Origin of the sequence: Allorhodopirellula heiligendammensis (assembly GCF_007860105.1) — a bacterium.
Classification (GTDB): Bacteria; Planctomycetota; Planctomycetia; order Pirellulales; family Pirellulaceae; genus Rhodopirellula; species Rhodopirellula heiligendammensis.
Genome location: NZ_SJPU01000001.1, coordinates 2,298,750 through 2,319,858, shown reverse-complemented (window position 1 = coordinate 2,319,858; position 21,109 = coordinate 2,298,750). Strand labels below are relative to the sequence as shown.

The following is a 21,109-nucleotide window of genomic DNA, read 5'->3' as shown; positions in this document are numbered from 1 at the left end:
TATGGCGAGGAGTAATTGCCTTAGGCATCCGACTCCGGAGTGGCCGACGTTTTGGTTCGATCCCAGAAGGCGACTGCGAACAGCACAAAGATAGCCGCTGCCATGATGGCAGGGGATAGCCAGAAGTCTCGCCACTGTGCCATCGTTTCCGCCAGAATACTGGGATCGAGAGACTCCGGCAGGTGGCGGGAGAACATTTGCGTAAACGATTCAAGAAAGGACACAGGCTCCGGTTTTCCGCGTGCCGCGCTGAGGGCCTCGACATATTGAGGAGCCGCCGTCACCTGAGCTCCGTACTTTCCGAACGTGAGGTCGAGCGGGATGAATCCAAACAGGTCACCACCCGCCATGATTCGATATCCGAAAAACATACCAACACCCTGGGTCAGGAAAACGAGCAGTCCCTGAGCTTGTCCGCGGATCTCTTTGGATGCCTTGGCATCGGTGTACATGAATCCGGTGACGAAGAAAAAGTCGTAGCACAGGCCATGCAACGCCACCGCGAGCAATAGCATCCACGTGGTTTGATCGGTGGCACCGAATGCAAACAGCAGATAGCGAGCTACCCAGCATGCCATGCCGATCAAGATCATGTTCTTGACGCCGAGTCGGCGAAAGAAGAACGGGATCAACAACATGAAGAAGATCTCTGACATTTGGCCAATGGTCATGGTCGCGCCGGGTTCGACAAAACCGGTTTGGTTGAGATACGTCGCCGTCATGCCGTAGTAATAAGCCAGCGGAATGCAGATCAGTGTCGAGCAGACCGCGAAGACAAAGAAGTTCCAGTTGCCGAGCAATTTGAATGCGTCCACCATCAAGAGGCTGCGAACGTTCATCGCTTGGCCCCGAAGCGGTGGCGGCGTGTTCGGCAGGAAGAAGCACAACACACCGAGCGTTAGCGAGCTCGCGGCCCCCAACCAAAAGATGTTATAGGAGGCCGACCAGCCCAACACGCCGAGGGTCAACCCCGCCGCAATCCAGCCGATCGTGCCCCACACGCGTATCTTGGGGAATTGATCTTGGCTGGGGATGTGGGTGAAGGCAATCGTATTCCCCAATCCGAGCGTGGGCATGTAGCACAACAGGTGCGCCAGGATCATCCACACGAGCAACTTGCCAGAGGCGTTTTCCGATGCCTGCATTTCCAAGAATGCTTGGGCCTCGAAACTGCCGTCCGCACGCATCTCCGCTGCGGATTCGGCTGCGAATGTCGAGGCGGATTCGGCGAGACCGGGGATGAATAGCATGATCACCCCGCCCAGCAACATCAACGCTCCCATGACCTTCTCGGAGGCGAAGAATCGGTCGGCCACCAAGCCCAGGAACAGGGGGGCGAAAATTGCGGCAATGGGAGCCGCCTCGTAGGCACCGCCAATGAACGCGCCGAGCAAATGCGTGTCCATCGCGGCGCTCAGGGTCGCAAACCAGGAGCCCCAAGCAAAAAACTGCAAAAACATCATCGCCGACAACAGGATCACGATGGTCGACGGTGAAAGCGTACTCAGCGGACCTTTAGGTTCATGGTCTGCCGATGAAGTGGCCGAGTCATTCGGTGCGTTGGACATGGATCGATCGGGTGAAGGAAGGAGGGGCAGGTCACCAATCCAATAGCGACCGGGCCGTCATTGTAGCAAGTCGATCTGGTCCGCTGGCTTAGCTCACGCTTCTCTATGCAGCCTTTTTCTCCAATGGAAACTCGACGACTCGTGTCGCCGTACTGGGGCCGATTCGGTCGCGTCGAGCGGTAGCCGGTACATCCTCGGCAAGGGCCTGCGGGAACTCCAGGATGCGAATATCCGACGTAGTTTGCCGCTCAGCACGCCGCCGCTGGTACTCACGCTCGCGGGTGTAGATCCGGCAGACCTTTTCGATCACACGCTGCTCACTGGGGAGATACCGCACGACCTGGCCCGTCCGCGCGAACTCATCGATCAGGGCGACAACCTTTTGCTGTTCGAGGCGATGTTCAAGATATCTGGCAAGCAGCTGGGTCGGTGTGCGCAGTCCCGCCGATATCGTCGCGAGTTTGATACCCGCGCGTGGCAGTTGTCGGTCACATGACCGTTCGGCGTCTTCGGCGGCGCGTTCCAACACACGCGCCCAGCCGGTGATGCAAAGCCCAATGAGTTGTGACAGGCAGTCTCGCGACACCTCGTCCAACCCAGCTGCCGGATGCTGTTGGGCGGACTTTAAATCAAAGTGTCCCAACAGGGTATCGCGGTGTTCGTGGGCGATACTCGCGGCTGTCAAAATAGCTTCGCCCAACCAGCCTGGGCGATCGGAGAGCTGAAAGACGGTGCGGCTGGAGTTGTCGTGCCACTGGGCCAGCAGCGCTGGATAGGATTTCGTCACACTCCATTCCAGTGGACGATGGAGCACCCGCTCGACCGGAGTTTGTACGGTGTGCAGGGGCTGCACAGGGTCTGTGAAATAGTGGCTGAGGACACCGGCGGCGTGGGCAGCATCACTCCAGCGATTGGTTCGCAAGTATCGTTGCATGCGCTCGTACCATTGATGGGCGACCCGTGGTGCACCACCCCAATAGCCGTCACGGACGTGAATGACATGATTGTGAAAGTCGCGGAATCGTAGGTCTGGATCTTTGGCCCCATCCAGGTAGCGGTGATGATGACGCAGCAGATGACCGACCAGCCGCTCACCCGCAGGCGTGCGGACGAGGGGGAGGGCATCGACAGCAAATCGATGATGCGTGCTGCGGCAGTGGACTGCTCGCAGCATGGAAAGCAACAGATTGGAAGGCCAGGACAACATCACCTAGCATCCCGTCGCATTAAGCCGCACGACGAAGACTCTTTCGAGCAACTTGGTATTCCACGCCGTAAGCGGCAGCTTGCCGAGCCAATCGCTCGCGGAGTGAGCGTCCAATCTGGCCCTGGTCCAGGGCATCGTAGTGATCGATACGCCGTTTGAAAGATTCGCGGCAAAGTGGCCTGAATTCGCAGTGTCCTACCGGCGGCGCTTCGTTGCCGTAGAGAGATTGCAGACGAAAGGCATGATCCTTCTCGGCAATCGCATAGTACAGGTCGTAGATCTCGTCGATGGTGAACGACGAAACATCCATGAGAGGTCCAATAGCCACGGGAGCATCCTTGCTGGTAGCGGGTTGCGGGGGAGAGATGAGTCCTGGCATTGGCTCCAAACAGCCGACCCACGACTCGGTTGGGCATCCGGTACAGCCGAGTATCTCAAACCCACTGGAGCGGCGGCAAGAGGGAAAACGTGGAAGCAGCAGATACCAAAACGCGCGCTGACTTCCGGCGCTCGGGTAGTGGATGCCGGGAAAGAGGTGTCAGGCTGCGGCGTCCGGGAAGTTGCCCCCGGGAATTACAGAAGTGGCGCCGGGGAATTACAACCGGGCAAGGAGCGCAGGGGACTGCCGGCGCCGCAAGGCGGCCGCGCTATCCTGCCTGGTGTTGCGAGGTTAGGCCCGCCGGTCGGTTCCCGGTGTGCTGCGAGTTGCTTAACCGGCATGGATTAACAACTGGCGCCGACGAAACCACTTTTCTGGTGTATTTGGATTCCGTCCTCCACGCGTGAACTGCCGAACAATAGTCATAGCCGGCGCGGTCAACCGAGTGGAGGACCCGGCGCCAGTCCGAAGAGGTCGGACCAGCGAATTGTCGTGGTGTGGGATTGCGACAAGGATTGTTGGAACGAAAGCTTCTCGAAGTTGATAAAGAGACGGCGGGACGGCGTTTGGGCACGTCGTTCCCGCCGTTCTTTTCAACTTATCTGCAGCGATCAAGCAGCGGGATTGAGATACGACGACAATCTCTCGGCGCGTGATGGGCTCTGCAACTTTGCCACCGCTTTGGCTTCGATTTGTCGCACGCGTTCGCGAGTGACCTTGAAAATCCGGCCGCACTCTTCGAGCGTGTAGCTGTATCCATCGACGAGTCCATAACGCAGGCGAATGATTTCGCGCTCGCGGAAGGTCAACGTCTTGAGCAATTCGTCAATTTTCGTTCGCAACATGCCGCTGGCGGCCATCCGTACGGGATTGTCGTTCTCGTTATCCTGCACGAACTCGCCAAAGCTGCTGTCTTCACCTTCGCCGACGGGACGGTCCAAGCTGACCGGGTGACGTCCGATATCCATGACCCTGCGGACTTCCTCGATCGCGACGTCGGTCGCCTCCGCAATCTCTTCGTAAGTGGGTTCGCGGCGCAGGGTCTGGGTGAGGCGTTTCTGGGCCTGGCGCAATTTGCTCAGTACGTCGATCATGTGCACGGGAATGCGAATCGTGCGTGCTTGGTCAGCGATTGCACGCGTGATCGCTTGGCGAATCCACCAGGTGGCGTAGGTGCTGAACTTAAAACCACGGCGGTACTCATATTTGTCCACTGCCCGCATCAGGCCGGTGTTACCCTCTTGGATCAGGTCCAAGAACGACAGTCCTCGGTTGCGATATTTTTTTGCGATTGAAACGACCAATCGCAGGTTTCCGGCACTGAGTTCTCGCTTCGTCGATTCGTATTGATCGAAAAACTTGCGTGTGCGAACCATGCGATTGTGGAGGCTGCGCGGGCTTTCCTGGGTAACTAGCATCAGTTCGCGCAGTTCTTGACGCAGGTCAGCGGCTTCGTCGCGGCTCATCGCATCCATGCCGAGCGAATCGAGACGCTCGCGGATAAAGTTCATTCGTCCAGAAATTTTCTCAAGTTGGTGCAGCAGCGGCGTGACCCGGCGGCTTCGCAGACTCAGTTCTTCCACCATTTCGAGGCACTTGCGGCGACGGCGAAGAAAACGCTTGCGAATTTCGGCTTTGAGTCGTGGTGAAACGCTGCGGCGGACCAGCACCTCGAAATCGGCTTGGTTTTGAGCGATCAACGGCTCAAGGGTGCGCAGGTTGTGCGGCATCCGCTGTGAAATCTGCTCTTTGGTTAATCGCTCGGTCAGTGAAACCTTGATCGTGCGATCGAAGGGCAGTTCACCGCTATGAACTTTCTGAAGTACTTCCACGGTGGCGCGGAGCGCGTAATCGCTCTCGAGCAATGAGCGTCGATACTGTTTGCGGGTGATCTCAATTTTCTTTGCCAGTGAGATCTCTTGCTCGCGGGTCAGCAGCGGAATTTCCGCCATCTGGCTCAGGTACATGCGAATCGGATCGTCGCTCGCCTTCGGCAGATCGCTCGCCGTGCCCAGCACGGGGCCGCTGGACTCCTCCGCTTCGGTGAGGGCCAACGAGGCGGCGCGGGAGACGTCCTCGGCGTCGACTTCCGCGTCCAAGTCAGCGGTATCTTCGGCTGTGGGTTCAAAGTCTTCGTCGGAGATCCGACTCTCGTTGTACAGTTCTTCTCCCGCTTCAGGACCCGCAATGCTCGGCATCGCAACGCGACGAGTTTGTTTGGCCGCCGCCACTCGAGCTTGTTTCTCGGTCGCTTCGATCAACGCGATGCCACGCCGCTCAAGCGCCAGCAGCAGTGTGTTGAGCTTCTCCGGGTTGACGTCTTCATCGGGGAGATAAGAGTTGACTTCATCGTAGGTCAGGTAGCCGTCCTTGGCACCACGGGCGATGAGTTGCGAGAGGTCTTGGTCCATCAATTGCATGTTTCTAACTTCGTGTTAAAAGGGTCACGTCCCATCATAGGACGCTGGGTTTGAATTGGCGTGCCGGATCAACGAGAGCGGGAACGCTCGTCAAAACCAACCAATCCAAGCCCGAAAGCGGGAGTACAAATAGAGCAGAGGGAGAAAGGTTTCGGAACAGCCTGGGGTTCGTGGGATGGGTCGAGATGATGCGAATATGAGATTGAATTGAGGTCGCTACGTTCGCCTGAGTGTGGAGGCTCCGTCGCGGTGGTGTTGTTATCAGCGAGGGGTATGTCGAATGCGTTCAGCGTCGATAATCGCCCGCAAGACGGCCATCTCTTCGTCCTCGGCCAGTGTTGCCGATTCGAGTTGAGTTATCTGGCGTGACTTTTCTGCTTCAAACGCGCGTTCGTGAAACCGCGTGAGGATTGCTGTGTATCGTTCATGTGGAGTCACTGTCGAACGCTCGCCTCTTTGATCGATGCGCTGCTGCAAAGACACGATCTGAAGTTTGAGGAAATCGTTTTCGATCAGGGTCAGCAACGAGTCGGCGTTGAGGTCGTATCCATTGAGATCCAGTTCCTGATATGCCGAGAGGAGCATTTTTGCGGTGGTGGATTGCAGCCACTCGGTGTCGATCGCTTCGATGGCCATCGCCGCGACCTCAGGACTTTCCAGCAATGTCTCAAAGAGTTCTCGGTCGACGCCCGATAGGCTAGCGGCGGGCGAAGCGTCATCGCGGCGGCGTGGATTGGGCGACGAGTCCCGGGGTGCAGTGGACTGCGTGTACTCGTCGATCCCAAACATGGCGGCATCTTCCATGGCGGCCGATGCAAACGGATCGTCGTTTGAGAAATCGGCGTTGGGGCCGCTGGCGTTCGGTGCGTGTTCGGGCAGCGAGCGTTTGGATTGCTGTTGTTGATACCGAGCCTTCTTCGTCTCGCTCTCTTTCCGCGACGCTCGTAGGGCATCGAGTCGCCGCGACAATCGTTCGACGGGCAGGTCGAAGGTGCGACTGATTCGCATCAGCAGCTGATCGACCCGCAGTGAGGCTCGGTCATCATTCTGCGGGACTTTGACAAATAGCGCCAGGAGCGATTCGATCGCCGCGGTTACGCGGTGCGTATCGCGTGTCAGATCAACGCCTTCGATTAAGCATGCGATTTTATGATCGATGGCATCAGGAGCGGCTGCTGCTAGTTCCAGTAACGCGTCTTTGGAATGAGAAGTGAGAAAATCGGCTGGGTCGGCATCATCAGGTAGGGTGAGGATTCGCAGGTCTGCTTCGGCGGTCACAAACAGATCAAGCACTTCCTCGGCACGGCGCCTTCCAGCATCATCTCCGTCGAGCACCAGTACCACGCGGGGGGCAAATCGCTTGAGGACGCGCACGTGCTGCTGCGTCAGGGCGGTCCCGAGCACTGCGACGGCATTCTCAATTCCCGCCATGCGGGCGGCGACGACGTCGGTGTAGCCTTCCATCACCAGAACTTCGCCAGCGGTACGAATGGCGTCGCGAGCCAAGTCGAGACCATATAATTCAGCGGACTTGCGATAGAGCAGTGTTTCGGGACCGTTGAAATATTTGGCTCCGGCCGTCGCTGTGCCTCCCGACGCCGCAACGGTTCGTGCGGCGATTGCCGGGATGATTCGCCCACCGAGCGAGATGACTTTGCCGTGCGAGTTATTGATCGGGAACATCAGCCGACCGCGGAAGAAATCGTAACACCCATCTGCACCGGAGGGGCCACGGCGTGATTTCGCAACGCCACAGGCCACAGCGACCGCATTGGAGTAGTTTTTACGATGGAGCAGGTTGACGGCAAAATCCCAGGAGTCCGGTGCGAACCCAATTCGGAATCGACGCCGGTTCTCATCGTTGACGCCCCGGGAGGCCAGATAGTCCCAGGCAACCTTGGCGTCATCGGTCTTGCGAGCGTCAAGTTGTTCGTAGTAGGCCTGTGCGACCTCTTCGATCGCCGACGAGAGCGTCGCTTTATCGTCGGGGCTGCCAGGTTGAGTTTTGGGGCCGCTGCGATATTCGGGCAGTTCGATGCCGGCTCGTTCGGCAAGCAACCGCAGCGCCGCGGGAAAATCGAGTCCCTCACGCTGCATCACAAAACTAAAGACGTCTCCGCCAATGTCGCACACCCAACACTTCCACGATTGTCGCTCGGGGTTGACCGTCATCGACGGCTTGGTGTCGTTGTGGAACGGGCAGCGGGTTACAAAGTTCCGGCCCTGTGGACGTAATTCCAAATCCCGACCGATGACATCAATGATGTCGGACGCGTTGCGCACTCGCTCTTTTACGTCGAAGTCGGTCTGGAATGACAAGCCAGCGCTCCTGCTAGTAACGTCGATAACACGCAGAATCAAAATCTCGCCTTGGCGGAGAAGCGTTCTGTATGATACCGACACAATGGCGGTTTGAGTGAATCGGTCAACCCGTTTGATCGCGACTGCGATCGTCTCATCACCCTTCCTAGGTGACCGGCTCGTCCCAACCACCCGCCGCTCGAAAAGTAAGCCGAAGCAACCTTCCTATGCACGGTGATCCGAACGAAGTGCCGAGGCAAATTTCGATTACGGTACGTCCCTGTAGCGTCGAGTCTCAACCGGGGCGGGTCATCTCCCTGTCACGCCGGTAGGCCGCTTCGTTACAAGCAAGTTCCTAGTTTGGGCCTCGTTTAAAAACGAGTCAAGAGCAATCGCCAGAGAAACTTGAGGCAAAATCAGGAAAGTGCGGGAAAAAACTTTTTTGAACCATGCGTAGCTAACGCGGTTCGATGCGGAGGTGCGCGCTGGGGTGCCTCCGGCCACGCCGGCTCAATAGGCCTTCGCGAAGACGGCCATTTTCTCAGCCGGGCGACCGGTCAGGAAACAGGTGCCGGGCGTTGTATTGTTGTCACGTGGAACGCAACGAATCGTGACCTTGAGTTCCTTCAGCAACGGATCGAGGGCATCCTCATCAGCAAAGTAGGCATTGGCAAAACCACCGTGAATCCCATCTTCGTTCTGAGTACTGAAAAAGTCTCGGAACTCACTCTCGTTGGTGATCGTGACAGTGTTGGACTCACGAAGATGCAGGGCGGCGGCAAACAGTTCGCTTTGCAATGTCTCCAGTTTGGTGCCAATTGTGGCAATCAATTCTTCGCGTGAAATTCCAAAGCTCTTGGGTTGGTTTCGAATGCCGCAGAAGACGGTGCCTGCGGCGATATCCTTCGGACCGATCTCCAAGCGGATTGGGACGCCGCGTTTGACGTGATACCATTTCTTTTCACCGCCGCGGATGTCGCGATCGTCAATCGAAACACGGATCGGAGCGCCCGCGTACGACTGGGCCGCGATCTCATCACGAAGCGACTGCGCTTCGGCGAGTACCGCGTCCCGCGAGTCGGCCTTGTAGATGGGTTGGATGACCACGTGGATCGGCGCCAGTCGTGGCGGCAGTACGAGTCCGTCATCGTCGCTGTGGGTCATGATCAATGCGCCCACCAAGCGTGTGCTGACACCCCACGAAGTGGTCCAAGCAAACTCGATCCCACCGGTCTCACTCTGGAATTTAATTTCTTGCGCCTTGGCAAAATTTTGGCCAAGGAAGTGGCTCGTGCCCGCTTGCAATGCTTTGCGGTCCTGCATCATCGCTTCGATGGACAGCGTCTCGACGGCGCCGGGGAATCTCTCTTTCGGTGTTTTGCTGCCCACGATTACAGGCATCGCCATCCAGTTCTCGGCAAAGTCGCGATAGACCTCAACCATCTGCTCGGTTTCCGCGATCGCTTCGGCGGCGGTGGCGTGCACCGTGTGGCCTTCCTGCCAGAGGAATTCGGCGGTGCGTAGGAACATGCGCGTCCGCATTTCCCAACGCACCACGTTGGCCCACTGATTGATCAGGATGGGCAGGTCGCGATAGCTCTGGACCCATTTGGCGTACGTGGCGCCGATGATCGTCTCGCTTGTGGGGCGCACGATCAGAGGCTCTTCCAATTTGCCCGCTGGACGCAGCCCGCCATTGGGGTCCGGTTCGAGTCGGTGATGCGTGACGACGGCGCACTCTTTGGCGAAGCCCTCGACATGCTCGGCTTCCTTTTCGAGATAGCTCATCGGGATGAACAGCGGGAAGTACGCATTCTGATGCCCGGTGGCCTTGAACATATCATCCAACGCACGCTGGATGTTTTCCCAGAGCTGGTATCCCCACGGCTTGATCACCATGCAGCCGCGCACCGGAGAGTTCTCCGCTAAGTCAGCGGCCTTGATCACCTGTTGGTACCATTCGGGATAGTCGGCCTCGCGGGTGGGGCTGATCGCGGTTTTCGGTGCGGGCATGCGGAGAGTGGGAGAGTGGGAGAGTGGGAGAGTGGGAGAGTGGGAAGGCGCGTCACCCTGGAGACGCGTCGTCGAGTGGCTCGCAGGTAGGCCTCTCGCCAGTTGCGAGATGCTCTGCCGCGCCCGCGAGGCAGTGAAGCGGTGGCAACTGCTGCGGCGAACAACAGGCAGGAAATGTATGCTGCCGTGACGAGAGTGGTGCCCGCAGCCTAGGCGTTTGCGGTCGCCGTGAGTTGTTGCTGGAACTGCTCGAATAGATAGTGGCTGTCGTGCGGTCCGGCGGCAGCTTCGGGGTGGTACTGCACCCCGAAGACGTTGGCAGTGCGATGACGGATTCCTGCGATCGTATCGTCGTTGAGATGCCGGTGGGTGACTTCCAAGCACTCGGGCAAGTCCTGATCGTCGACGGCGAAGCCATGGTTCTGCGTCGTGATTTCGACTTTTTCGGTCTTCAAGTTCAACACAGGCTGGTTCGCACCCCGGTGACCGAACTTCAATTTAAATGTCTTCGCGCCACAGGCCAGAGCGATTAACTGGTGTCCCAGGCAAATGCCGAACACAGGGACCTTGCCGATCAACTCGGAGATTGTCTGCTGAGCGTAGGTCAGCGGTTCGGGATCGCCGGGGCCATTGGACAGGAACACGCCAGCGGGTTGGAGTCGCAGGATTTCTTCGGCAGAGGTGTTGCCCGGAACGATGGTGACGCGATTTCCCCGCGAGCGAAGATGGCGAGGAATGTTCCATTTCATGCCGAAGTCCATGCACACAACGTGCGGTCGATCGGCATCGGCGAGCCCGTCGGCATTGCTGACGATCTTGGCGCCGTGAGCACATTCGATGGCGGTCCACTCATCGAGTTCGGTGGTCCACATTTCCTGCTGGCTGGGCATGACCTCCTTCACCAGGTCGCGACCGACCAAGCTCGGTGCGGCCTTCGCTTTGGCGATCAGTGATGCATCATCGAGGTCGTCCGTGGACAGTATCCCTTGCATGGCACCCACGCTGCGAATGCGTCTGACGAGCGATCGCGTATCGATTCCCATCAGCCCCATCACGTTGTGTTGCTGGAGATAGTCGTTCAACGTGCCTTCGGAGCGGTAGTTACTGTGAATTCGGCTCTCGTTGCGAATGACAAACCCGGACAAGGCCGTGCCGTGTCGCTCGACGTCGATCGAATTGACCCCGTAATTGCCAATTTCCGGGTAAGTCATCGTGACAATTTGACCGCAGTAGCTGGGGTCCGTCAGGATTTCTTGGTATCCGGTCATGGACGTGTTGAAGACAACCTCTCCCGTGACCTCACCGCACGCGCCGAGGGAACGGCCCAAATAAACGGTACCGTCAGCGAGCGCGAGTTTTGCTGGTCGCGAGCGATTATTCGAATCAGTCATTTAACAGGCGTTTTGGTGGGTGCGGGAGTCAACGGTCCCAGTATCACGTCGAAAAACAATCTTTTCTAGGGGGTGCTGCGCACTCAACCCCGCCTTCACCAGCAATTTCCGGGAGAATATCAAAATCGCTGCAGGTCAAAGTGGCGCAAACTTTGCTCGAGGGCGCCCGTGGCGGATGAAATACAGGCTCCTGATTGAGTAGCTACTGTCCACCCCATGGCTACCGCTGCGTTTCAACCGTCTCATTCCGGTGGCGAAATGCGGACGATCGCAATAGTCATCCGAGCGGATTGACTGCCGACTAGCGTTTACGGACTACCCCGCAGCCTCATGGGCCTTGCGGCGACGAGCCGCGAGCGCCCCAGCGGCGCACACTGCGATGCCGAGCAGGGCGAGCGAGGAGGGTTCCGGCACGGCTGAAGCTGTGGTGATCGTCAGCGAAGCTTCATAGAAGCTCAGGCCATCCTGTGCCACGTCGTCTTCGATAAACAGCGACCAAGTTCCCTGGGCGGATTGTCCATTGAAAATATCGAGGCTATTGAGGGTGGCATCATCCGGCCGGAAGGTGCCGGCAGTAACTAAACCTGGATTGGCATTTACCGGTGTCAGCGCAGATTGATCAAACAAAATGGTCCCCTTGAAGCCGACCGTACCGGAAGTGAACGATGAAAAATTGTCGGCGGGAACGAGTTCAATGTCGTTGGGATTGGAGATCAGCGTAAAAGTTGTTCCCGAAGGACTCGTCAAGGCAAATTCGATCTCTTCGAAGTAAGCAATGCCTGCGGTAATGGGAGTACCCTCAGGCACGAAAGCATCATTATTGCTTTTGGCAAAGAAAATGGAGAGGTTGATGTCAGTTACGACTGTCGAGTCGCCTCCGAAGTCACCAATGGTGAATGAGAAGTTCCGCGTGCCGCTGGAGTTATCGAAGAACCCGTCGGTGGAGTTTATCTTGGTGACGACAGCCGCCTGCAGTTGGCCAGCTGATGTGACCGCTACTACTGCCCACGCTACCGCGATTTGAATTATTCGTAGCACGCTATTTGTCTTTCATGATGGCAATCTACCGCTGGGTATTGCCGGACGGAGGGTTTCGCCAGGAAGTTCATCCTAGCACTAGAAGTGGGGAAATCAACCGCTTGACTGTAAACTCGACGTAAAGCACCCAGGTTTCCTAGTTATCTCTATCGGTCATGACGCAAATTGCGATATTGGCGGACGTGTGCTGAAGGGGGGGCAGGTTTTTCATGCGAGGGGGCACGTCGCCCAGTGGCGCTCGGTTGCTGTCACTGCAACGCTGGTGGTAGCCTTTTCATCAGCGTCTAAGAGAGGTGTGCTTAGCGGAGGAGAGGTGTGCTTTGGCGCTGCAGAAGGGATGGCGGGTTGCGAAGCACTGCATTCGCGTCGCATTCCCGGCGGCGAGTAGGGGAATGGAATCAAATTGGGGTGACACGCTCAGGAGGCGGCACAAACTTTGCTGAGTTTGCTCCAAGATACTTTGCAAAGGTTGCGGCGTATTAGCCGCGAGGCTCTAAGCGCCGATCCATTGAGAATCGGTTGCACCAGGATCCCCGACGAGATTGACTATCATTCACTCGAGCCGTCGACCGTGCGCGGGCTATCGGTGGTAGACCGTTTAATAGCGACATGCGACGGGAAAACCGTCGTGTGGTGACAAATTTCCACCGTGGCCAACTTACGATCCGCGTTTTTAACTCAGACTCCCTCTAGCGACCATGAACATGCGATTTCCCTTGACGTCTCCTCTTTTGCTAGCCCTGTGTATGTCCACGGCAGGTACCACATCGATGGCCTTTGCCGATTCCCCAACAGAGCCAGCCGCCGCGAATTCGCAAAACTCGGCGAGCTTGGACGCGCGGATCGACCGGATGGCCGATCGCGGTATTGAATTTTTGCGAACCCGCGGTCAGAGCGATACGGGTGCCTTCAGTGGGGCGACGGGTGCCGCCGTGACTGGCCTGTGCGTTCGCGCGATCCTTGAACATCGGCCTTCCGCCGTGACGACGGATCCCGTTGTGAGGGACGCGCTGAAGTTCGTCGAGACAAAGGTCCAGCCCGATGGTGGAATTTATGAAGTTGGTTCGAAGCATCGTAACTATGAGACGTCGACATCCGTGCTGGCACTTGTGGCTGCGAAAGAGGCTGGTGACCAGGCTGATCGCGAGTCGCAGCAAAAGTACGATAGTATTCTGAGGCGTGCTGAGGCGTTCCTCAAAGACATTCAATGGGATGAAGGCGAGGGACTCACGCCGGCGGACCCTGCGTATGGTGGTGCTGGGTACGGCAGCCATTCGCGGCCCGATTTATCGAACACATCGTTCATGCTCGACGCATTGCACGAACTCGGCAACGATGCCGATGACGAAGCCATTCAAAAGGCACTGCGTTTTGTGGCCCGGACGCAAAATCTCGCCGCCCCGCAAGGCGTCGAGGACGTCAACGACACGAAGTATGCTGATGACGTGAATGATGGTGGGTTTTACTACACACCTGCCGCTGGTGGTCAGAGTCAAGCAGGGGAGGCGGCTGGGGGCGGTCTGCGGAGTTACGGATCGATGACGTATGCGGGGCTGAAAAGCATGATCTATGCTGGTTTGACTCCCGAGGATCCACGCGTGGCAGCTGCGTTGGATTTCATCCGTAAAAACTATGCGCTCGATACGAACCCCGGAATGGGCCCGTCGGGTCTGTATTACTACTACCACACATTTGCCAAAGCGCTCGATGTGGCTGGCCTCGAAGTCGTTGATGTCGAAGGCGGCACGGTGCATGATTGGCGTGAAGATCTCGTCGCTACGCTTGAGGCATCCCAGCAAGAAGACGGTTCGTGGGTGAACCGCGAAAGTGATCGGTGGATGGAGGGTGACCGCCAGCTGGTCACGGCGTATTGCTTGCTCGCCCTCGCCCATGCCAAGAAGTAGCCAAATCCGACTTGAGAAAAAATTCGGATTTCTCTAAAGTTCGCGCGATGTAGCCGCGATTGCGTCAAGGTGGGCCAGCGATGGACCACTGCTTGGGATCGCAAGCGGCTCGATCCACCGCACCGCACGGATAAAGGAGTGTCCGCCCATGTCGACCTTGCTCGAATTCTATACAAGATCTTCGCAACTGATCTCGCATCCCGGCCGTCGTTTTCGGCGATCCATTGGAATGATCGCTGTCGCGATTGCCGTGGCGGGTGCTAGTTCCCAGGTGCGGGTTGACGCTGCGGAGTCGTCTGTGGTCGCCGTCGTCAACGCCGATCCGATCAGTCGGGACGCCTTGGCGACCGCGACGTTGGAGCGGTACGGAGTCGACGTGCTCGACACACTTGTCAACCAGCACTTGATCATGCAGGAATGCAAGCGCCGCGGGATCGTGGTGACCAACGAAGACGTGCGTGCTGAAATTGTCCGGGTCGCGAAAAAGTTCGCCCTATCGGTCGATAGTTACCTGCAACTCTTGCGGGAGGAGCGTGACATCACGCCGGAACAGTACAGCAATGAGATCATTTGGCCGATGCTGGCGCTACGCAGCCTCGTCAGTGATCAGGTCGAAGTGACCCAGGATGAATTCAACCGAGCATTTGTGGCCCAGTACGGCGAAGCGGTCAAATGCCGGATGATCATGATCAGCGACCAGGCCAAAGCGAATCAGGTTTATTCGCAAGCCAAGGCTGATCCGCAGAGCTTCACAAAGCTGGCGAAAGAATACAGTGAAGACGAAACGAGCGCCAGTGTCGGCGGCCTGATCCCACCGATTCGTCGCTACATGGGTGATTCGCGTCTTGAAGAAGCGGCGTTTTCGCTCGCTGAGGGTGACGTCTCCCCAATGATTCAAATCGGCGACCAATGGGTTTTCATGCAGTCGGTCCGGCGGATGCCCGCGAGCCAGCCGAGCCCGCAGGCCCTGCCGATCATCAAGGAACAAATCAACGATCGGATTCGCGATGAGAAAATGAAAGGTGCGGCGTCCGAACTGTTTGCGAAGTTGCAAAAAGACGCGCAAGTGGTCAAGGTGCTCAAGGATCCAGTCGCCGAGAAACAGTACCCCGGTGTCGCCGCAATCATCAACGGTCAGCAGCTGACCATCGCATCGGTCGCCGCAAAGTGTGTCAAACGCCATGGCGAAGCGGTACTCGAGGGAGAGATCAATCGTAAACTGCTGACACAGGCTCTCAAGAAAGCCGGGAAGACGGTTTCGAAACAGCAGATCGACGAGGAGATCGGACGCGCTGCTGTCAGTTACGGTTACGTTCGTGACAATGGCACCGCTGACGTTGAAGCATGGATGGAAGCGGTTCTATCCCAGGGCCAAACCACTCGGGAGCTATATATCGAAGACTCCGTATGGCCCAGCGTAGCGTTGAAGACATTGGTGGAAGACAACGTGAGCTTGAGCTCGCAAGATATCCAACACGGTTTTGCCTCCGCATTCGGGCCGCGTGCGGAAGTACTCGCGGTCGTGCTCTCGGACCAACGCACTGCTCAAAAGGTTTGGGAACTGGCACGCGATAATCCCACCGACGAGTTCTTTGGACAGCTCGCCGGCCAATACAGCATCGAGCCAACCTCGGCGAGCAACTTCGGCAAAGTACCACCGATTCGTAAGTTTGGCGGGCAGGCATCGATTGAAAAGGAAGCTTTTGCGATGAAGCCCGGTGAGCTCAGCGGCATCATCGCGACGGGGGACAAGTACATCATCATGCGGTCCCAAGGCTTCACCAGCCCTGTCGTCGATGACATCGAAGCTGTACGCGGAGAACTGGAGCGTGATCTGCTGGAAAAGAAAATCAACATCGCGATGGGGCTGAAGTTTGACGAGCTCAAACAGGGTGCTGAGATTGATAACTTTTTCGTAGCCACCAAGGACGAGCCGCGAGTTGCCACACGACCTGATGAGGCCCGTCAGCAGTAGTCCGCTGCCGGGTCGTCGGACTCTCTGAGATTATCAAACGCGAACCATCAAAACACTTCCGCCGGTACGTGCGTATCAGCCCGATGAGGACCACTTTGGCCTCGACAGCTGTCCCTCGAACCGCGAATTGCCAGTGTTTACATCGTCCCGCCAAGATCCGACCGTCGTCGATGTCGGCACCTCCTCCGATGGAATCATGACGTCGCTGGCGTCAGTGCGCCACATGGCCCTCGCGATGGTTGCCCTGGCGGTTGTCGTGATCTCCGCCGGGTGGGCATCGGCACAGGAATCTGAGGCGGCGGCAGAATCAGACGCCGCCGCAGCGGCTTCCGCAGACAATTCGGCGACCGCGAGCAATTCGACGACCTCTGACCGCGCTACCAGCGAGGGCCCAGCGCCCGCTGATGACGTCCGCGACGACCCCAAGGAACTGCAGAAGGCGATGGAGGCGTTGCCGGAGGAAGTTCGCGAGGACGCTCAAACCGCCCTCGATCGGTTTCAGGAAACCGGGAAGACGCTGGCGGCGGCGATGTTAGCGTTACGAACCGATCAGCTGCGATATCGCAATGGTTTGGAGCAAACCCCCGAAGCTGCCGTGCGTTTTCGTGAGCAACGCACTCGAACCTGGCAACTGATGCAGGAACAGTTCACTAACGCGCTGGAGCTGATCCGATTCTTGCCGAGCATCGACGCTGCTCGATATCTCGTCACGATGGTTCAGCACCGCCTGGAGCACGATATTTACGATGCGGAGACTTACGAAGCAGCCGCTCGAATGTTGGATTTGGGGCAGAACTATCAGTTTTTGTTTTTGGCTGCAGCCCGGTCTGCCGTCGTCTCGGGAGAGTTTGAAGCGGCCAAAAATCTTTACGATGTGTTGAATGACGAGGGTTTGGAGGAAGCTGACCGGAGACTGAAGTATCAGTTACAGATTTTGGAAGAACAGTACGATGTAGAGCAAGCAGCGATCGAACGCACCGACGCTGATTCGTTGCCGCACATTCGCATCGAAACAACCCAAGGCGACGTACTGATTGAGCTGTTCCCCGAGGCGGCTCCCTCGGCGGTAGCCCACTTTCGCAAGCTCGTCAAAGAGGGATTCTATGATGGCATGGATTTCTCGGCTGTTTCGCAAAACCTGTTGGCGATGACGGGTGACTCTAGCAATGATGGACGGGGGAACTCCGGAGAGTTTCTGATTGATGAACATGGCCATGAGGAGTCCCGGCCGGGACTGCGAGGTTCGGTCGTGATGGCAAAGCTCCCGATCGGTGAGGGCAAGTTCATCGAGCATTCCGGGAGCTCACAAATAGCCATCCTGTTTTTGCCGATTCCGGGAATTTCTGAGTCTCAGTCGGTGATCGGGCGCGTGATCGAAGGCATGGACGTCGTGTCCCGTCTGCGACGAATCGATCCCACGAAGAAGAAGGAGCAGGGCCAAATTCAGTTGCCGCCCGACGCTGTTTTGCGAGCGGAGATTGTGCGTTTTGGTGCCGATCTACCTGAGCCAGAGTACGTTGATCTGCAGGCTGAAGTTGAGAAAGCAGTTAAGGCTGGATTGCTAAAACCCAAAAGCCCTGATGCTCCGCAGCAGTGAGCGGGGCCGACGGGAGGTAATCGCTCGGCGGGAGTACAGCCGCGACGGCCTCACGCCAATTTGCTGTCGCTATCGCAGCGATGATGTTTCGACAAGTGGGTCCTGAACACGCTGGATATTTTTGCGTCGTCGCGCACACCACGATTGGCCTGGGTTAAGATTGTCGGGGTCCACCTCTGTTTTAATGGATCTCGGGTGACGGGATGCCTCGTAAGCTGTTCGGTGGAACTGGGTCCTGGTTTGTCAGGATCTATCCTCTCTCTGCCCCCTCATGACACACGAGGCCATTGCTCACGCCATGCAATCATTCATTACGTCGTTCAGTATCTTCGCTACTTTGGTGGTCGCGTCGGTCGTTCACGCGGACCAGCCCAATATTGTTTTCGTGTTCGCCGATGACATGAGCTATGAAGCCATTGGTGCCGCGGACATGCTCGACATTGAAACACCCCATCTAGATCAACTTGCCAAGCAGGGGACACGCTTTACCCACGCCTACAACATGGGTTCCTGGAGCGGCGCCGTGTGTGTGGCCAGCCGCACGATGCTCAACACCGGGCGTCAGATTTGGAACGCGCAGGCAACCGATTTGGCGCAATACGCTCAACAGAATCAGTTCTGGGCTCAGCGTATGCAAGCGGCTGGGTATCGGACGTATATGACCGGCAAGTGGCACGTTTCCCAGCCTCCAGAGTCGGTTTTTGACGTCGTGAAGAATGTGCGAGCCGGGATGCCTGCTCAAACGCCCGCAGGTTACAATCGCCCCAAAGATGAAGCCGACTATGCCGCTGGTTGGAAACCGTGGGATCCGAAGTACGGTGGTTTTTGGCAGGGTGGGAAGCACTGGAGTGAGGTCGTCGGTGATGATGGGCTCGAGTACATCGAACAAGCCGCTGCGGACGACACGCCGTTCTTCATTTATCTCGCGTTCAATGCACCGCACGATCCTCGTCAATCGCCGAAAGAGTTCGTTGATCGCTACCCGCTTGATCGCGTGCAGACGCCCGAAAACATGCTGCCGGAGTACCCCTACGCCGAGGCCATCTGCGGCAAGGGATTGCGTGACGAGAAACTGATGCCCTACCCACGAACCGAATACGCGGTAAAGGTCAATCGGCAAGAGTATTTCGCTCTGATCACGCATATGGATGAGCAGATTGGCCGCATTCTCGCAGCGCTCAAAGAATCAGGGAAATCCGACAACACCTATCTGTTTTTCACTGCCGATCATGGCCTTGCGGTCGGTCATCATGGCTTGGTGGGCAAGCAGAACATGTATGACCACAGTGTGCGGGTCCCGTTCCTGGTCGTCGGCCCCGGTGTCGCGGCGGGGGCCACGATTGACACGCCCATCTATTTGCAAGATGTAATGCCCACCTCGCTGGAACTTGCCGGTGAATTAGAACCGGCCGGTGTTGAGTTCAAGAGCCTGCTGCCGTTGTTGGGCGGTGAGGAGTCATCCCACTATGAGGATATCTACGGGGCCTACCTGGGTACGCAACGAATGATCACGCACGATGGATGGAAATTGATTCACTACCCGAACATTCATGTCTCGCGGCTGTTTGACTTGGAGAATGATCCCCGCGAGATGCATGATCTCGCAGCTGTGCCTGACCATGCTGCTAAACTTCAGATGTTGATGAATCGGTTGGAGTCTGCAATGGATACCCTCGGCGATCCAATGACATCGTTGGCGGCAGCCGATTATACGATCCCAAAAAAGAAGAACACCAAGGCGAAATGACTCGGACGTCCGGTGAGGGCAGCTGCGTGAGGATCCATTTCACGTAGCCATCCACGGTTGCTACAGAACTCGCACGACCACGCGGGTGCCTTGCTTGGCGATGACTCTCACCGGGCTGCCCGAGTCGATGTAGTCGCCTTCGCTGACCACGTCAACGAGCATGTCGTCAACCTGCATCCGGCCGCCCGGATTGAGAGGGGAGACGGTCGTGCCGGTCTGCCCGAGTTCGACGCGTTGCCAAGCGGGCGCTGATTCAGCGAGGTACGCATCGTCAGAGGCGACTTCGGCCTGCAGTGTGAGCCGGCTCAGAATGGGGATTTTCCCCATGTAGCTGGTGATAATGAAGATGGAAATCAGGAATACCAGGAACGCCCCCAACACCGTTAACAGGTCGTCACCAAGGGCCATCCAGTTCACTTGACCGTCGGATATCGATAGATGCCCCGACGCCATCACCAGCGATCCTACCGTCAAGGCGAGCCCCAGGATTCCCGCGACCCCGAATCCCGGGATCACGAACACCTCGGCGGCGATGCAGAGCAGTCCGACGACAAACAACAGGACTTCGAGCCAGCCTGATGTGCCACCTAGGAAGCGGCTCCAGAAAAACAGGCCGAAGCACAGGAGACTGAGCAATCCACCCACACCCAGACCGGGGGCGCTGAGTTCTACCGCCAATGCGATCAGACCTGCGAGCAGGAGCAAGAACGTGAAGAACTTCATGTTCAATATCAGGACAAATGTGTCGACCCAACTGCGGTGTTCCTCCGGAATGGGCGCCTGCACATTCAGCACGCGCGCCAAATCCTCTTTGCCGGAGACAAGTTGGTCCGCGATGCCCAGTTCCACGGCGCGGCGGCCGTTGGCGATGAAGAACATGTCTTTACCGGCTTCGCGAATAGGCTTGCCGACCTCCCAGTCATCGGCGTCCTTCATCGCGGCAAGTTCTTTGTCGGAGAAGTATTTCTGTTCTCCGGTGTTCTTGTTGGTCACCCGAAACACGACCATGTCCTGGTCTGTCATTTTTTCGGCGAGTGCCACGGAGCGGCCCGTGGCCGCGGCAGTGTCGCGGGCCTTCTGGGCCAGAACGCTGCGACTCTTGGCTTCGGTGTAACGATACGCTCCATCTTGGCCCATCACGATTTCGCCGGCATCTCCAATCCGCGCGCCGGGCTTCATCAAGATCGTATCCATGGACAGCGCGAGGAGTGCCGCGCCGCTGATGGCATCTTTGCCAATGTAGGCGACGGTCTCGACGTCCTTGGCATCGAGGACCATGTCCATCAGCTCGAACGTCACCAATGTGAATCCACCCGGGGAGTGGAGATCAAAGATGATGACGTCGACGCCTGAATCCACTGCCGCGCGGAACTTCCGTTTGAGCAACTCGCCACTGAGTGGGTTGATGTCCTCTTGGAACGGCAGGATCACGGCGGTGCGTTTCGCCTCGTGAGCCGCTTCATCGGCGGCCTGCATTGGAATTTCCGCTTGGGCCGCTCCCCACATCAGGCACACCAACAGGGCCATGGTCACGGGAATCGGTATCCATCGGAAATTCTGAATTAACAT

Annotated in this window: 13 protein-coding genes; 4 read left to right on the top strand and 9 right to left on the bottom strand. The window is 57.4% G+C overall.

Annotation, left to right across the window (positions count from 1 at the left end; genetic code table 11):
* Nucleotides 1-20: 20 nt before the first annotated feature.
* The 8 genes from Poly21_RS08770 to Poly21_RS08735 all read right to left on the bottom strand — a co-directional run bounded on the left by Poly21_RS08770 (nucleotide 21) and on the right by Poly21_RS08735 (nucleotide 12,317).
* Complete coding sequence (locus Poly21_RS08770; RefSeq protein ID WP_146406466.1) at nucleotides 21-1,568, bottom strand: MFS transporter; 1,548 nt, start codon at nucleotides 1,566-1,568, stop codon at nucleotides 21-23.
* Nucleotides 1,569-1,671: 103 nt separating this feature from the next.
* Nucleotides 1,672-2,775 (bottom strand): zinc dependent phospholipase C family protein, encoded by a 1,104-nt coding sequence (locus tag Poly21_RS08765; protein WP_302118171.1) that lies wholly within the window; start codon nucleotides 2,773-2,775, stop codon nucleotides 1,672-1,674.
* Between the two features lie 19 nt (nucleotides 2,776-2,794).
* Nucleotides 2,795-3,085: a hypothetical protein gene (locus tag Poly21_RS08760; protein WP_302118169.1), complete on the bottom strand. Its 291-nt coding sequence runs from the start codon at nucleotides 3,083-3,085 to the stop codon at nucleotides 2,795-2,797.
* 680 nt (nucleotides 3,086-3,765) lie between these two features.
* The gene (locus tag Poly21_RS08755) at nucleotides 3,766-5,574 is read right to left on the bottom strand and encodes a sigma-70 family RNA polymerase sigma factor (protein WP_146406464.1); all 1,809 of its coding nucleotides are present in this window, start codon (nucleotides 5,572-5,574) and stop codon (nucleotides 3,766-3,768) included.
* Between the two features lie 261 nt (nucleotides 5,575-5,835).
* Nucleotides 5,836-7,893 (bottom strand): DNA primase, encoded by a 2,058-nt coding sequence (gene dnaG, locus Poly21_RS08750; RefSeq protein WP_302118166.1) that lies wholly within the window; start codon nucleotides 7,891-7,893, stop codon nucleotides 5,836-5,838.
* 492 nt (nucleotides 7,894-8,385) lie between these two features.
* Complete coding sequence (proS, locus tag Poly21_RS08745) at nucleotides 8,386-9,888, bottom strand: proline--tRNA ligase (protein WP_146406463.1); 1,503 nt, start codon at nucleotides 9,886-9,888, stop codon at nucleotides 8,386-8,388.
* Nucleotides 9,889-10,097: 209 nt separating this feature from the next.
* Nucleotides 10,098-11,279: a glutamine-hydrolyzing carbamoyl-phosphate synthase small subunit gene (carA, locus tag Poly21_RS08740; RefSeq protein WP_146406462.1), complete on the bottom strand. Its 1,182-nt coding sequence runs from the start codon at nucleotides 11,277-11,279 to the stop codon at nucleotides 10,098-10,100.
* Nucleotides 11,280-11,594: 315 nt separating this feature from the next.
* Nucleotides 11,595-12,317: a PEP-CTERM sorting domain-containing protein gene (locus Poly21_RS08735; protein WP_146406461.1), complete on the bottom strand. Its 723-nt coding sequence runs from the start codon at nucleotides 12,315-12,317 to the stop codon at nucleotides 11,595-11,597.
* A gap of 704 nt (nucleotides 12,318-13,021) precedes the next feature.
* On the opposite strand from Poly21_RS08735, the gene Poly21_RS08730 reads away from it, so the two are divergent.
* The 4 genes from Poly21_RS08730 (at nucleotide 13,022) to Poly21_RS08715 (ending at nucleotide 19,540) form a co-directional block, all read left to right on the top strand.
* Nucleotides 13,022-14,221 carry a prenyltransferase/squalene oxidase repeat-containing protein gene (locus Poly21_RS08730; RefSeq protein ID WP_302118163.1) on the top strand — a complete coding sequence of 400 codons (1,200 nt, stop codon included), beginning with the start codon at nucleotides 13,022-13,024 and terminating at the stop codon, nucleotides 14,219-14,221.
* 148 nt (nucleotides 14,222-14,369) lie between these two features.
* On the top strand, nucleotides 14,370-16,196 hold the full coding sequence (locus Poly21_RS08725; protein ID WP_302118162.1) for a peptidylprolyl isomerase: 1,827 nt from the start codon (nucleotides 14,370-14,372) through the stop codon (nucleotides 16,194-16,196).
* Nucleotides 16,197-16,329: 133 nt separating this feature from the next.
* Nucleotides 16,330-17,793 (top strand): peptidylprolyl isomerase, encoded by a 1,464-nt coding sequence (locus tag Poly21_RS08720; protein ID WP_302118160.1) that lies wholly within the window; start codon nucleotides 16,330-16,332, stop codon nucleotides 17,791-17,793.
* A 271-nt stretch (nucleotides 17,794-18,064) separates the two neighbouring features.
* Nucleotides 18,065-19,540: a sulfatase family protein gene (locus tag Poly21_RS08715; protein ID WP_302118158.1), complete on the top strand. Its 1,476-nt coding sequence runs from the start codon at nucleotides 18,065-18,067 to the stop codon at nucleotides 19,538-19,540.
* Nucleotides 19,541-19,600: 60 nt separating this feature from the next.
* On the opposite strand, the gene Poly21_RS08710 is transcribed toward Poly21_RS08715, so the two are convergent.
* Complete coding sequence (locus Poly21_RS08710) at nucleotides 19,601-21,109, bottom strand: NfeD family protein (protein ID WP_146406459.1); 1,509 nt, start codon at nucleotides 21,107-21,109, stop codon at nucleotides 19,601-19,603.

Excerpts from the sequence above, each read along its gene's own strand:
- carA (WP_146406462.1), bottom strand. The coding sequence starts at position 11,279 with ATGACTGATTCGAATAATCGCTCGCGACCAGCAAAACTCGCGCTCGCT.
- proS (WP_146406463.1), bottom strand. The coding sequence starts at position 9,888 with ATGCCCGCACCGAAAACCGCGATCAGCCCCACCCGCGAGGCCGACTAT.
- Poly21_RS08760 (WP_302118169.1), bottom strand. The coding sequence starts at position 3,085 with ATGGATGTTTCGTCGTTCACCATCGACGAGATCTACGACCTGTACTAT.
- Poly21_RS08730 (WP_302118163.1), top strand. The coding sequence starts at position 13,022 with ATGCGATTTCCCTTGACGTCTCCTCTTTTGCTAGCCCTGTGTATGTCC.
- Poly21_RS08770 (WP_146406466.1), bottom strand. The coding sequence starts at position 1,568 with ATGTCCAACGCACCGAATGACTCGGCCACTTCATCGGCAGACCATGAA.
- Poly21_RS08765 (WP_302118171.1), bottom strand. The coding sequence starts at position 2,775 with ATGTTGTCCTGGCCTTCCAATCTGTTGCTTTCCATGCTGCGAGCAGTC.
- Poly21_RS08715 (WP_302118158.1), top strand. The coding sequence starts at position 18,065 with ATGACACACGAGGCCATTGCTCACGCCATGCAATCATTCATTACGTCG.
- Poly21_RS08755 (WP_146406464.1), bottom strand. The coding sequence starts at position 5,574 with ATGCAATTGATGGACCAAGACCTCTCGCAACTCATCGCCCGTGGTGCC.
- Poly21_RS08710 (WP_146406459.1), bottom strand. The coding sequence starts at position 21,109 with ATGTTAATTCAGAATTTCCGATGGATACCGATTCCCGTGACCATGGCC.
- Poly21_RS08725 (WP_302118162.1), top strand. The coding sequence starts at position 14,370 with ATGTCGACCTTGCTCGAATTCTATACAAGATCTTCGCAACTGATCTCG.